We start from the raw sequence: 12,513 nt of genomic DNA, 5'->3' as shown, positions 1-12,513 counted from the left end.
GTCGGTCGGCCGGTGCATGATCGCGCGAAAACGGGCGCTGGCGCGAGCGCTACTGACGAGTAATGATGCGTCCATGCGGTATGACGTGGTCGTCATCGGGTCCGGCTTCGGCGGCAGCGTCACCGCGCTGCGACTCGCGGAGAAGGGATGGTCGGTCGGCGTCCTGGAGGCCGGCCGGCGGTTCGCCGACGACGAGTTCCCGCAGACGTCCTGGCGGGCGCGGCGGTTCCTGTGGGCGCCGAAGCTGGGGTGCTACGGCATCCAGCGGCTCACCCTCCTGCGCCCGGCCGACCGGGGATCCGGCAGCGGGGTGCTCGTGCTGTCCGGGGCCGGGGTGGGCGGCGGTTCGCTGGTCTACGCGAACACGCTCTACGAACCGCTTCCGGCCTTCTACGCCGACCCGCAGTGGCGGGACATCACCGACTGGCGTGACGAGTTGGCCCGCCACTACGACCAGGCGAAGCGGATGCTCGGCGTCACCACGTACCCGATGGACACCGGCGCGGACCGGGCCATGCGGGCGGTGGCCGAGCGGATGGGGGTGGGCCACACCTTCCACGCCACCCCGGTGGGCGTGCACATCGGTCGGCCCGGTCAGCGCGTCGCCGACCCGTACTTCGGCGGCGCCGGCCCGGAGCGCACCGGCTGCCTGCACTGCGGCTCGTGCATGACGGGCTGCCGGCACGGGGCCAAGAACACGCTTGTCAAGAACTACCTCTGGCTCGCCGAGCGGCAGGGCGCGGAGGTGCACCCGTTGACCACTGTGACCGCCGTCCGGCCCGCCTCCGAGGGCGGGTACGAGGTGCACACCGTCCGCACCGGCGCGTGGATGCGGGGGCGCCGGCAGGTGATCCACGCCGACCAGGTCGTCTTCGCCGCCGGCGCGCTCGGCACCCAGCGACTGCTGCACGCGATGAAGGCCGACGGGGCGTTGCCGGCGCTGTCGCCCCGCCTCGGCGAGCTGACCCGCACCAACTCGGAGGCCATCCTGGGCGCCTCGGTGGAGCGCCAGCGGGCCCGGGCCGAGCGACTGGACTTCAGCGAGGGTGTGGCGATCACCAGTTCGTTCCACCCCGACGCGCAGACCCACATCGAGCCGGTCCGCTACGGGCGCGGCTCCAACGCGATGGGGCTGCTCCAGTCGCTGCTCGTCGACGGCGGTCCGCGCCGGGTGCGGCGCTGGCTGGGCAGCATCGTGCGGCAGCCGGGGCTCGCCGCCCGGATGCTCTCGGTCCGTGGCTGGTCCGAGCGGACGGTCATCGCCCTGGTGATGCAGTCGGTGGACAACTCGCTGACCACCCGGTGGCGGCGCGGCGTGTTCGGTCGCCGACTGGTCACCGGCCCGGGGCACGGCACGCCGAGCCCTACCTGGATCCCGGCCGGCAACGCCGCGGCCCGGCTGCTCGCCGAGGAGATCGGCGGCACCCCCGGTGGCTCGGTCACCGAGCCGTTCGACATCCCGATGACCGCGCACATCCTGGGCGGGGCGGTGATCGGCGCCACCCCGGCCGACGGGGTGATCGACCCCTGGCACCGGGTGTACGGCCATCCGGGGCTGCACGTGGTGGACGGCGCGGCGGTCTCGGCCAACCTCGGGGTCAACCCGTCGCTGACGATCACCGCGCAGGCGGAGCGGGCGATGTCGTTCTGGCCCAACCGGGGCGAGGAGGACCCGCGCCCACCCCTGGGCGCCCCGTACCGCCGTGTGTCACCCGTCCCCCCGCAAAACCCCACGGTCCCGCCAGGCGCCCCCGGCGCCCTGCGCCCCTAACCCCGCCGATCTTGCAGTTTTAGTCGTCGTTACGCGGGATTTGTGAACTTTTGTCGCCGCAGGAAGTGCAAGATCGCCGGGAAGGTGGACGGGAGACGGGGCGGGACAGGGGGCGTGCCGGTGGCGGGGGTGCCGGTGACTGTCGGTAGGCTTTGTGCACATGAGCCTGCCTCGCCCCGTCCTCGTGGTGGACTTCGGAGCCCAGTACGCCCAGCTCATCGCGCGCCGGGTCCGCGAGGCGAAGGTCTACTCCGAGATCGTGCCCCACTCGATGCCTGTCGCCGAGATGCTTGCGAAGAACCCGGCCGCGATCATCCTCTCCGGCGGCCCGGCCAGCGTCTACGCGCCGAACGCCCCGCAGATCGACGCCGACGTGTTCACGTCGGATGTGCCGGTCTTCGGCATCTGCTACGGCTTCCAGGCGATGGCCCAGGCGCTCGGTGGCACCGTCGCGAAGACGGGCAACCGCGAGTACGGCGGCACGCCACTGCGCCCCCGTCTGACCGAGCCGGGCGTGCTGCTGCGCGACCTGCCGGCCGACCTGCCGGTCTGGATGAGCCACGGCGACTGCGTCACCGAGGCGCCCGAGGGCTTCACTGTGACCGCCGAGTCGGCGGGCGCACCGGTGGCGGCGTTCGAGGACGTGGCCGGGCGTCGTGCCGGCGTGCAGTTCCACCCGGAGGTCGGGCACACCGCGCACGGTCAGGAGATGCTGACCCGCTTCCTGTACGACATCGCAGGCATCGAGCCCACCTGGACGCCCGCGAACATCATCGACGAACAGGTGGCCCGGATCCGCGCCCAGGTCGGCGACAAGGAGGTCATCTGCGGCCTGTCCGGCGGGGTGGACTCGGCGGTCGCCGCCGCGCTCGTGCACAAGGCGGTAGGTGACCAGCTCACCTGCGTCTTCGTCGACCACGGCCTGCTGCGCGCCGGTGAGGCCGAGCAGGTGGAGAAGGACTACGTGGCGGCCACCGGCATCAAGCTCAAGGTCGTCGACGCCGAGGAGCGGTTCCTCGGCGCGCTGGCCGGGGTGACCGACCCGGAGCAGAAGCGCAAGATCATTGGCCGGGAGTTCATCCGGGTCTTCGAGGCCGCCGCGCGTGAGGTCGCCGCACACGGCGACGTGGAGTACCTGGTGCAGGGCACCCTCTACCCGGACGTGGTGGAGTCCGGCGGCGGCACCGGCACCGCCAACATCAAGAGCCACCACAACGTCGGCGGCCTACCGGAGGACCTGAAGTTCGCCCTTGTCGAGCCGCTGCGCACCCTGTTCAAGGACGAGGTCCGGGCGCTCGGCCTGGAGCTTGGCCTGCCCGAGGCGATGGTCTGGCGGCACCCGTTCCCCGGCCCCGGCCTGGCCATCCGGATCATCGGCGCGGTCGACCGGGAGCGGCTCGACCTGCTGCGCCGGGCCGACCTGATCGCCCGCGAGGAGTTGACCGCCGCCGGCCTGGACCGGGGCGTCTGGCAGTTCCCGGTGGTGCTGCTTGCCGACGTGCGCAGCGTCGGAGTGCAGGGCGACGGGCGCAGCTACGGGCATCCCGTGGTGCTGCGCCCGGTCTCCAGCGAGGACGCCATGACCGCCGACTGGTCGCGGCTGCCCTACGAGGTGGTGGCCCGGATCTCCACCCGGATCACCAACGAGGTGGCCGAGGTCAACCGGGTGGTGCTTGACGTCACCAGCAAGCCCCCGGGCACCATCGAGTGGGAGTGAGCGCCGCTCAGGCTGCCGGCGGCGTGCTGGACGGGGTCGTCGGCGGGTAGGGCGGCGTCGGGGCGTACCCAGGCGTCTGTTGGCCGGGCGCGGGCCCGGCGGTGGGCTGCGGCGCGGCGCCCGCCGGGTGCGGCCAGGCCGGCGCGCCGGTGGGCTCCTCGGGCATCAGGAACCACATGATCGGGTACGCGAACAGCGCGAGCCCGCCGGTGAGCAGGCCGGTGACCGCGAAGACCACCCGGACCAGTGTGGGGTCTACGTCGAAGTAGCGGCCGAGGCCGCTGGCGACCCCCGCCACCATGCGGTCGGTGGTCGGTCGGCGGAGCTGCTTGTACGGGGCGCGGGGAGCGGTGGTTGATGTCATGCCTCCACGGTCCGCGCTGGTGCCGGGCCCGCCCTCGGTGACCGCCCGGATCCTTACCCTGACCGATCCCTGATTGGGGCCAGACAGTCAGGAATCCGACTCTTTTCCGTTCCGGTAACCCGGCCCGGGGAGAATTTGGACCCGTGACCACCATGTTGGAGCCGCTCCGCAGGATCGCGGCATACGCAGTTTGTGCTGATTCAGACGGCCGAGTGTTGCTGGTCCGCGCATCGGAGCGCTCCGGCACCCCCGGCACCTGGTCGTTGCCCGGCGGGGCGGTCGACCACGGCGAGGACCCGAACCACACGGTGGTCCGGGAGACCGCCGCCGAGACGGGCCTCTCCGTCGCGGTCTCGGGGCTGGACGACGTGCTCGCCGACATGCGGGCACTTCCCGAACGCGGCATCACCATCCACACCGACCGGCTGATCTACCGGGTGGCGGTGCGCGGCGGCACCCTCGCCGACCGGGCCGGCGAGCGCCCCACCGACCTGGCCCGGTGGTACACGCTCGACGAGGCGCGCCAGTTGCCGCTGCGCTCGTTCACCGCGCGTGCCCTCGGTCTGCCCGCCTCCTCGGCCGACGTGGTGCCCGACGAGGTGCCCGAGTTCCCCTCCTTCTACGCGGTGCCCGGCCCGGACGGGCTGCACCGGGCGCAGCGCTTCGCCGCGTACGCGGTGTGCACCGATCCGGCCGGTCGGGTGCTGCTCACCCGGGTCTCGGACGGCTACCCGGGCGCCGGCTGCTGGCACCTGCCGGGCGGCGGCACCGACTACGGCGAGCAGCCCGGCGCGGCGCTGATCCGGGAGCTGGTCGAGGAGACCGGGCAGACCGGCCGCCTCGTCGAGCTGCTCGGGGTGGCGAGCCACCGCGACGCCGCGTCGCTGGGCCCGGAGGGTTACCCGATCGACTGGCACGGCGTACGCGCCTTCTACCGGGTGGTGGTCGACCAGCCCAACCCGCTGACGATCGCCGACGTCGGCGGCTCGACGTGCGAGGCCCGCTGGTTCGCCCGCGAGGAGCTGGGCGCCCTCCCCACCGACCGCCTCACCGAGGTGACCGCCGAAGCAGTCCAAGCCGCCCAACTAACCTGACCCACCCCCGGCTCCCTCCCTCCCACCTCCCCTCGCCGCGTCGATCATGAAGTTATTGTCAGGACACGCCGGGATGGACGGCGACAACTTCATGATCGACGAGCGCTGTGGGCGGTAGGCGGGGGAGCGGGGCGGGATGGAACTGGCGCGACGGGTTGGGGTCTACGGGGTTCTGCGGGATGCCGGGCGGGTTCTGGTTGTCCGGGAGGGCCGGGAGCCGGAGGTGTGGTCGCTGCCCGGAGGGTTGGTGGCGCACGCCGAGCACCCCGAGCGGGCCGTCGTCCGCGCCGTTTCCGGGCAGACCGGTTCGACGGTGGCGGTGGGCCGGCTGCTCGCCGTCGTGGCCGACGTGACAGTCCTCGCGCAGGAGGACATCTCGCTGCACACCGATCGGCTGCTCTTCGAGGTGGCCGCCCGGGGCGGCGCGTCGGGCAGCGCCGGAGGTGGCGAGGTGGAGACCCTTTGGGTCACCCCCGAAGAGGCAGCCCGGCTGCCGCTGACGCCGTTCAGCGCCGAACTGCTCGGCCTCCCGGTCACCCCGCTCCCGGCCGGTACGCACCGGTCCGCCGAGCCGATCCCGCCGCCGCACCCCGATCGCCGGCTGCGCTTCGGGGCGTACGGGCTGGTCACCGATCCGGCCGGGCGGATCCTGCTCACCCAGATCGCGGACGGCTACCCGGGTGCCGGCAAGTGGCACCTGCCCGGTGGTGGCACCGACCACGGCGAACAGCCGACCACCGGGCTGCTGCGGGAGCTGGTCGAGGAGGGTGGGCAACTGGGTCGGGTGGTGGAGCTGCTCGGCGTGGACAACCTGCACAACCCCGCCGCGCTGGGCCCCGAGGGCCGTCCGCTGGACTGGCACGGCGTACGGGTGATCTATCGGGTGCTGGTGGACGTACCGACGGATGCGGTGGTCACCGAGTCCGCGGGCGGTTCCACGGCCCGGGCCGGCTGGTTCACCCGGGCGCAGGCCGCTGACCTGCCGTTGACGGGCATCGCTGCCTCGGCAATCGGACAACGGGGTCGATAACACCCCGCTCACTGAGCCGCGATGGTGACCCTCCGGTACAGTCAGGAGAGGGATGACGGAGGAAACGGGCGTTGATGCCCGGGATGGGAATAAGAGAGCGGTTCGCGCGGTTTAAGCCAGATGGAAGTACCGCCGGCAGCTATCGCCAAGTCCTGTTCCCCTATGCGATGGTGTACTCCGCAAAACGGCTGCCGGGCCATGAAGGTCCGGCACGAGACAGCCGGACACCCCGCCCACGGCGGGCCAGCCGATCCGGTGATGGAGGAAACGTGCCGAGAGCCCCATGGCGCCGGCGTCGTACGACTGACAGTCCGCGCCCCGCAGGGCGTCGCTGGGCGGGCCCGTTGCGCCGCAGCAGCACGTTCGCCCGCCAGGTGCTGCTGGTCCGAGTGGGTCGCCGTGACGACGACCTGCGGACCACCGACCTGGCGCTGCCCGAGCACCGGTACGTCGACAGGCAGCGCCGCCGCTACGGTCTGGACCGGCTCAGCCGGCCGCCGATCGACGCCACCCGCGCGGAGATCGAGGCGGTCATGCCGGTCAGCCCGGCGTTGCCGATGATGCACACCGACGAGGCCACGGCCGGGTCGATCCCTCTGCTCCCCGGTGAGCGCACGATGGCCCGCCGGATGAAGTTCGGCGTCGTCAACGCCTGCACGCTGGCGAGCCTCATGCTCGGCATGCTCGCCATCTTCCTGGCCATGCAGGGTGAGGTGCGCATCGCCGCCCTGTGCCTGATCGCCTGCGTCATCTTCGACGGGCTCGACGGCGCTCTGGCCCGGCGGCTCGGCGTTGCCAGCCCGTTCGGCGCACAGATGGACTCGCTGGCCGACATGTGCTCGTTCGGCCTCGCCGCGCCCGTCGTGGTGTACGCCTCGCTCGCCGGCTCCGTGTCGACGGCCGCCGCCGCGGTGGCGTGTGCGCTTGTCGCGGCGTGTGCCGCGATCCGCCTGGCCCGCTTCAACGTCTCACCGAAGGACGGCCGCTTCTTCTGCGGTGTGCCCACCACCATGGCCGCCGCGGTGCTCGCGGTGACTGTGGCGATCGGCCTGCCGGTGCCCGGTCCGATGCTTGTCGCAGGGGTGGCGCTGCTCGCCTTCGCGATGGTCTCCAGCTTCCCGTACGCCAAGCTCGCCCGCCTGGTCAAGATGCCGCCGTGGCTGTGGCTGGCCCCGGTGATCGGTGCCCTCGTCGACGTCCGGCTCACGTTCGCCCTGATCGTGGTCGGCTACCTGGTCAGTGGGCCGGTGCTCTGGCTGCGGCAGCGTCGTACCGCCTGATCGAGCCACGCAGAACGGGGCGCCGCGAACAGCGGCGCCCCGTTTCTCGTTCTGTCCGGTCAGCGCCAGCGGGCGATGACGCTGGCGCCCCCGACGACCTTGTCGCCCGGACCGACAAGCGGGTCGGCGGCGTCGGCCGGCAGGTAGACATCGGTACGCGAGCCGAACCGGATGAGACCGAAACGCTCACCCTTCGCCAGCAACGCGCCGATCGGCGCGCGCTGCACGATCCGGCGGGCGATCAGCCCGGTCCGCTGTGCGACAACCACGGTGCCGCGCGCGGTGTCCAGCACCGTGTACGCCGCCACGTTGTGCTCGGCGTCCGGCTTCATGGCGTTGACGAAGCCACCGTCGGCGACGAAGTAGTCCACCACCTTGCCGGCGACGGGCGCCCGGTTGACGTGCACGTCCAACACCGACAGGAAGACGGCGATCCGCAGCCACTCGCCGTCGCCGAAGCGCTCGTCGTGCAGCCGCTGCACCGACAGGACCTGCCCGTCGGCGCTGGCGACCACGGCGCTCGGGTCCTCCGGCACGTCCCGCTCCGGGTCCCGGAAGAACGCGGCGACCGGGCCGGCGGCCAGCGCGGGCAGCAGCCACAGCTTCGACGACGGGCGCGCCACCCGGGCCAACGCGGCCAGGCCCAGCGTGATGCCCGCAGCCGCCACACCGTTGGAGTCGATGTGCATCCCGCGGGTCAGCGGCACGCTCGACGGCCGGTACGCCGGGGTCAGCCGGGCCGCCGTGGCCGGGTCGGCCGGGGTGAACCGCAGCCGGTAGATCCGCAGCGGAGGTGAGTTGCGCAGCACCAGGTCGGCGCCGACCCCGTGCAGGGCGTCCTGCCGGGCCAGCTCGGCGGCGGCGCCGGCCGTGCGGCCGGGAGTGGCGGTCGTCGCCACGCTCAGCACCGCACCGTCGGCGAGGTACTTGGCCAGCCCTTCGACGCCGCCGCGGGTCTCCTCCACGGTGCCGGCGAAAGCCTCGCCGGCGATGACCACCGCAGCGGCCTCCGCCTCGGCGAGCGAGTCGACAACGCGCACCCGCTCGGACACCCAACGGCCCTGCGCGGTGACGTGCTCGCGGAGCAGGCTGGCGTCGGACGACTCGGCGGGCACCACGGTGAGCCGGTCGCCGGGGAGCAGCGCCTCGATCGCGGCGGCCAGCACCGCGGACTCCGGGCTCGCCCCGACCAGCAGGGCGGCCTTGGGATCGTTGATCCGGGCCAGCTCGGTGACGAGCGTTCGGGCGGCTCGCTCGCCGATACGGACCGGACCGGACCGACCGGTGGTACGCACGGCGGGGGACTGGGTCATGTCGGACGGGCTCCTGACGGGGTAGCGACGGGAATCGCGGCGGGACCGCCATGGCGGGTCGGGCCGGCCGGCGGAGGCGGGATCTCCATTGGTCAGCATATGCGCCCGTCCGCGCCGGCCACACCGCCGAGGCGGTCGAGCGGCCGGCGCGGACGCCCCCGTCGCGTCACGGCTCGGTGCGCCGTGCCCCCCGCTCGTCCACCGGCCGGTCGTCGGCGGCCGGCACCTGATGGTCGACCCGGGTCGGCTCGTCACCCGTCGGGCCGGCCTGATCGGGAACGGGTGTGGTGTCCGGCTCCGGCGGCGAATGGGCCAGCCACGCCGGGTGGATCACGTCGCCGGGCGGTGCCTCCGCTGTACGGAACTCCGCCGTCGGCGCCTCCGGTGTGCGGAACTCCGCGGTCGGCGCCTCCGGTGCCGGGGGAGCGTCCCAGGTGGAGCGTTCGGCTTCCCAACTGGGCAGGGGCGCACCGGAGGTCGGAACGTCGACCGCGGTGAGCGGCGTGGTCGCCCCGGAGACGGGCGCGTTCGCTTCGGAGACCGGCTGCGTGGCGGCGGTCTCGACTGTCGACTCCGGCTGGGCCGGCCGGCCGGAGCGCAGCGCGCCGACCAACCCGAAGACGCCGATCAGGATCAGCGCGCCGGCCAGGAACCAGCCGACAGGCGGTAGCGCGAGCCCGAGCAGTTGGGCGAGCAGCCACCAGGCGGACAGCGCCAGGAACACCAGCCCGAAGGCGAACGACACCAGGTCGGTGCGGTGAGCCTTCATCGGGTCACCTCCAGGTTTCCGGCATTGACGTGGATGTACAGGCGTAGCGTCCCGCCACCGGCACCGTCCGCGCCGAGGTCGGTGGATTCCCGCAGGCGGCCGTCCAGCCCGCCGGAGTGGTTGCCGAAGATGGTGGCGTCGCCCGCGTTGACGTCGGCCACCGTGGTGACGTCCACGTTCGGCGGGACGACCACAGTCGCCTGGCCGAAGTTGATCGCCACGGTCACCTGGGTGTCCCGTTTCGCGAAGTCGATTCCGCGCAGGTCGAGCACGGCGTCACCGAAGCTGTTCTCGTACCTGTCGGCGAGGTCGCGGTAGTCGGTGGGCGCCCAGGTGACAGCGCCGTCGACACCCCGGATCCGGTCGTACGACTCGGCGACGGTAGCCGTGCCCAGCGCGGCGGCCGTCACCAGACCGAGCGCGATCAGCCAGCGGGCCCTACCGAACCAGGTGCCGACCAGCAGACCCAGCCCGATGGTGGCGAGCGCGGCCGCGAAGTACGCCGACGCGCCGATGTTGAAGACGTCGAGCAGGTCGAGCAGGGCGACCAGACCGAGGGCCAGGAAGATCAGGGAGAAGGTCACCGCGCCGAGCGGCGAGCGCTCCTTGGGCCGCTTCGGCGGCTTCGGCGGCTTGCGCGGGGGGTACGCGGGCGGTGCCGGCGACGCGTACGGGCCGTGCGGGGCGAACGGGGGCCGGTAGCCGCCAGGTGCCGTCGGGGTGCCGGGGGCGGGTGCCCCGGTCACCGGTGCCGCAGGCCAGCCGGAGCTGGGAGCCCCGGTGGTCGGCCAGGCGGGCGGGGGCGCCGGCCAGCCCGCCTGCGGCGAGGACGTCGTGCCGGACGGCTGCCCGGCTGTCGCTCCCACCCCGGAGACCGGTTGCGTGGCGGCCACCGGCGGGGCGTCGTACGCCTGGGTGGGGGTGGTGGCTGGCGGCGTCGCGTACGCCGGGTCGGCGCCGGCCAGGGGCACCGTGGCCGACGGGCCGGTGGGAGGCGCCGCGCTGTACGCCGGAGCCGGCCAGCTGACCGGCGGGACCGGGCCGGGTGGCGTGCCGACAGGTGACGGTCCGACAGGCGCGCCCGGCTGTGGCCCCCGGCTGTCCCGGTTGAGCAGCAGCGCCCCGCCGATCAGGATGGCCGCGCCGAGCAGCACGGCACGGAAGGCGTCGGTGACGATGTAACCGAAGCTCGCCGCGACCAGGATGCCCAGGATGATCACGGTCACCGGCGACATGCTGGACCGGCCGCGCCCGAGCATGGACTCGACAGGGGATGCCGTGTCGCCCTCGTTCGGGATGATCAGCCACGCGGCGACGTACACCAGGATGCCGATGCCGCCGAAGAACCCGAGGACGGCGAGCAGCACCCGCCAGAGCACCGGATCGGTGTTGGTGGCCCGGCCGATCGCCGCGCAGACCCCGGCGAGGTAGCGCCCCTCACGCGGTCGGACCAGGCCGTACCGCGAGGTGAAGCCGGCGCCGCCAAGCGGCGGTGGAGGCGCGGACGGACCGGGACCGCCCGGACCGGGTGGTGTGCCCCCGGCCGCGCCGTAGCCGGTGTCCGGCCCGTAGCCGGTGCCGGGCGGGTAGCCCGTGCCGCCGCCGCCCGCGAAGGCCGCGGTGGGGTCGGCGCCGGGCGGGCCGAACGTGGTGGGCTCGGCCCAGCCGGACGGCGTGGCGGCTGGTGGGGGCGGTGATGAACCGCCCGGCTGTGCCGACCCCGGGCGGGCCGGCTGGGCAGCTTCCTCGGTCATGCCTCGATCCTGCTGCGCGGTCCGCCCGAGCGACCTCAGGACCCGACCCTGACCCCACCCTGAGATCTGGACGGCCGGAATGTCGGGGGCGTCCCCGTGGTCGCGGGCGCCGCAGCGTGTGACGATCGGATTCACCGATCCCGACCGACCCGCCACCGTGACCAGGGAGCCCGCGATCAGCACCGTCATCCCGCCCCCGCGCCTCTACCGCGCCCCCGAGCATCGGATGGCCGCCGGTGTCGCCGCCGGCATCGCCGACCACCTCGGCATCTCGGTGCTGCGCGTCCGGGTCGCGTTCATGGTGCTGCTCGGCCTGAGCGGGCTGGGCCTGCTGCTGTACGCGGCCTTCTGGGCGGTGGTGCCGCTGCGTCCCGGAGACACCGCCGTCCCGCCCCGACGGGACGTGGCCCAGCTCCTGCCGTTCGTGGGGATCGGGCTGGGTGTCCTGCTGATCCAGGTGATGGTGTTCGACTCGGTAGGCGCGGCGGGCACCGCCGGCTGGCTGGTGGCCATCATCGCGGTGGGCGCCGGTGTCATCTGGCACCAGTCCGCACCCGAGCGGCGCCGACGGTGGGGCGACACGCCGGTGCCCTGGCTCGGTGCGGTGGTCGAGGAGAGCGACAGGCGGGCCTTCGTGCTCCGCTTCATCGGCGGGGGGATCCTCGTCGCCGTCGGCATCATCGGTGTGGCGGCCGTCTACTCGCCGGCACAGAACTTCGACGCGGTGATCAACGGCGTGATCTTCGCGCTGGTGGGGCTGGCCGGGGTCGGCGTGGTCGCCGCGCCGGTGCTCTGGCGGACGTACAACCAGCTCCGCTCGGAGCGCGAGGGGCGCATCCGCGAGCAGGAGCGGGCCGAGCTGGCCGCGATGGTGCACGACCAGGTGCTGCACACGTTGGCCCTGATCCAGCGCAACGCGGGGGACGTCAAGACGGTCCAGCGGTTGGCGCGGGGGCAGGAACGGTCGCTGCGCAACTGGCTCTACAAGCCCACCGCGTCGCCGCACGAGCGTTTCGCCGCCGCCCTGGAGCAGGCGGCCGCCGAGGTCGAGGACACGTTCGCGATCACCGTGGAGGCGGTAGTGGTGGGGGACCGGGAGACCGACGAGAAGGTGGGCGCGCTGGTGGCGGCCGCGCGCGAGGCCCTGGTGAACGCGGCCCGGCACGCCGGGGTGCAGACCGTCTCGCTCTACGCCGAGGTGGAGCCGGACCAGGTGAGCGTCTTCGTCCGGGACCGGGGGAAGGGCTTCGATCCGGATACCGTGGAGGACCACCGGCACGGCGTCAGCGGCTCGATCATCGGGCGGATGAAGCGGCACGGCGGACGGGCCGAGATCCGGTCCGGACCGGGGGAGGGGACCGAGGTCCGGTTGATCCTGCCGATCTCCCGGGACTCGTCCGCAGCGGAGAGGAACAGATGAC

Annotated in this window: 9 protein-coding genes and 1 pseudogene; 6 read left to right on the top strand and 4 right to left on the bottom strand. The window is 73.2% G+C overall.

Translation table 11 applies throughout. The features are described from left to right. The first annotated feature begins 73 nt into the window (after window positions 1–73). Together AB0N27_RS26775 and guaA are read left to right on the top strand one after the other, a co-directional pair. Window positions 74–1,771, top strand: coding sequence for a GMC family oxidoreductase (locus AB0N27_RS26775; protein ID WP_364375396.1), 1,698 nt, complete (start codon window positions 74–76; stop codon window positions 1,769–1,771). 160 nt (window positions 1,772–1,931) lie between these two features. Beyond that, window positions 1,932–3,488 (top strand): glutamine-hydrolyzing GMP synthase, encoded by a 1,557-nt coding sequence (gene guaA, locus AB0N27_RS26770; RefSeq protein WP_364375393.1) that lies wholly within the window; start codon window positions 1,932–1,934, stop codon window positions 3,486–3,488. Between the two features lie 7 nt (window positions 3,489–3,495). Here the strand turns inward: guaA and AB0N27_RS26765 are convergent, their stop codons facing one another. Further along, complete coding sequence (locus AB0N27_RS26765; RefSeq protein ID WP_364375390.1) at window positions 3,496–3,852, bottom strand: PspC domain-containing protein; 357 nt, start codon at window positions 3,850–3,852, stop codon at window positions 3,496–3,498. A gap of 143 nt (window positions 3,853–3,995) precedes the next feature. Here AB0N27_RS26765 and AB0N27_RS26760 point away from each other — a divergent pair, with 143 nt between their 5' ends. The 3 genes from AB0N27_RS26760 to AB0N27_RS26750 all read left to right on the top strand — a co-directional run bounded on the left by AB0N27_RS26760 (window position 3,996) and on the right by AB0N27_RS26750 (window position 7,256). Then, window positions 3,996–4,946: an NUDIX domain-containing protein gene (locus AB0N27_RS26760; protein WP_364375387.1), complete on the top strand. Its 951-nt coding sequence runs from the start codon at window positions 3,996–3,998 to the stop codon at window positions 4,944–4,946. 136 nt (window positions 4,947–5,082) lie between these two features. After that, window positions 5,083–5,976, top strand: coding sequence for an NUDIX domain-containing protein (locus tag AB0N27_RS26755; RefSeq protein WP_364375384.1), 894 nt, complete (start codon window positions 5,083–5,085; stop codon window positions 5,974–5,976). A gap of 344 nt (window positions 5,977–6,320) precedes the next feature. Beyond that, window positions 6,321–7,256 (top strand): CDP-alcohol phosphatidyltransferase family protein, encoded by a 936-nt coding sequence (locus tag AB0N27_RS26750; RefSeq protein ID WP_364375662.1) that lies wholly within the window; start codon window positions 6,321–6,323, stop codon window positions 7,254–7,256. A 59-nt stretch (window positions 7,257–7,315) separates the two neighbouring features. Here the strand turns inward: AB0N27_RS26750 and AB0N27_RS26745 are convergent, their stop codons facing one another. The 3 genes and pseudogenes from AB0N27_RS26745 to AB0N27_RS26735 form a co-directional block, all read right to left on the bottom strand. Further along, entirely contained in the window at window positions 7,316–8,569 is a 1,254-nt protein-coding gene (locus AB0N27_RS26745) for a phosphatidylserine decarboxylase (RefSeq protein ID WP_364375382.1), read from the bottom strand. 586 nt (window positions 8,570–9,155) lie between these two features. Beyond that, window positions 9,156–9,338, bottom strand: a pseudogene (locus AB0N27_RS26740) (hypothetical protein); the annotation flags it as partial. After that, entirely contained in the window at window positions 9,335–11,092 is a 1,758-nt protein-coding gene (locus tag AB0N27_RS26735; protein ID WP_364375379.1) for a PspC domain-containing protein, read from the bottom strand. The pseudogene AB0N27_RS26740 and the gene AB0N27_RS26735, both read right to left, overlap by 4 nt. A gap of 157 nt (window positions 11,093–11,249) precedes the next feature. On the opposite strand from AB0N27_RS26735, the gene AB0N27_RS26730 reads away from it, so the two are divergent. Next, complete coding sequence (locus AB0N27_RS26730) at window positions 11,250–12,512, top strand: PspC domain-containing protein (RefSeq protein WP_364375376.1); 1,263 nt, start codon at window positions 11,250–11,252, stop codon at window positions 12,510–12,512. Window position 12,513 lies beyond the last annotated feature (1 nt).

This window comes from Micromonospora sp. NPDC093244 (assembly GCF_040683695.1).
In the GTDB taxonomy this organism is placed as follows: domain Bacteria; phylum Actinomycetota; class Actinomycetes; order Mycobacteriales; family Micromonosporaceae; genus Micromonospora.
This window is presented reverse-complemented; position numbering and strand designations above follow the sequence as displayed.

Coding starts and splice junctions, on each gene's coding strand:
- AB0N27_RS26755 (WP_364375384.1), top strand. CDS start 5,083: ATGGAACTGGCGCGACGGGTTGGGGTCTACGGGGTTCTGCGGGATGCC.
- AB0N27_RS26765 (WP_364375390.1), bottom strand. CDS start 3,852: ATGACATCAACCACCGCTCCCCGCGCCCCGTACAAGCAGCTCCGCCGA.
- AB0N27_RS26735 (WP_364375379.1), bottom strand. CDS start 11,092: ATGACCGAGGAAGCTGCCCAGCCGGCCCGCCCGGGGTCGGCACAGCCG.
- guaA (WP_364375393.1), top strand. CDS start 1,932: ATGAGCCTGCCTCGCCCCGTCCTCGTGGTGGACTTCGGAGCCCAGTAC.
- AB0N27_RS26745 (WP_364375382.1), bottom strand. CDS start 8,569: ATGACCCAGTCCCCCGCCGTGCGTACCACCGGTCGGTCCGGTCCGGTC.
- AB0N27_RS26775 (WP_364375396.1), top strand. CDS start 74: ATGCGGTATGACGTGGTCGTCATCGGGTCCGGCTTCGGCGGCAGCGTC.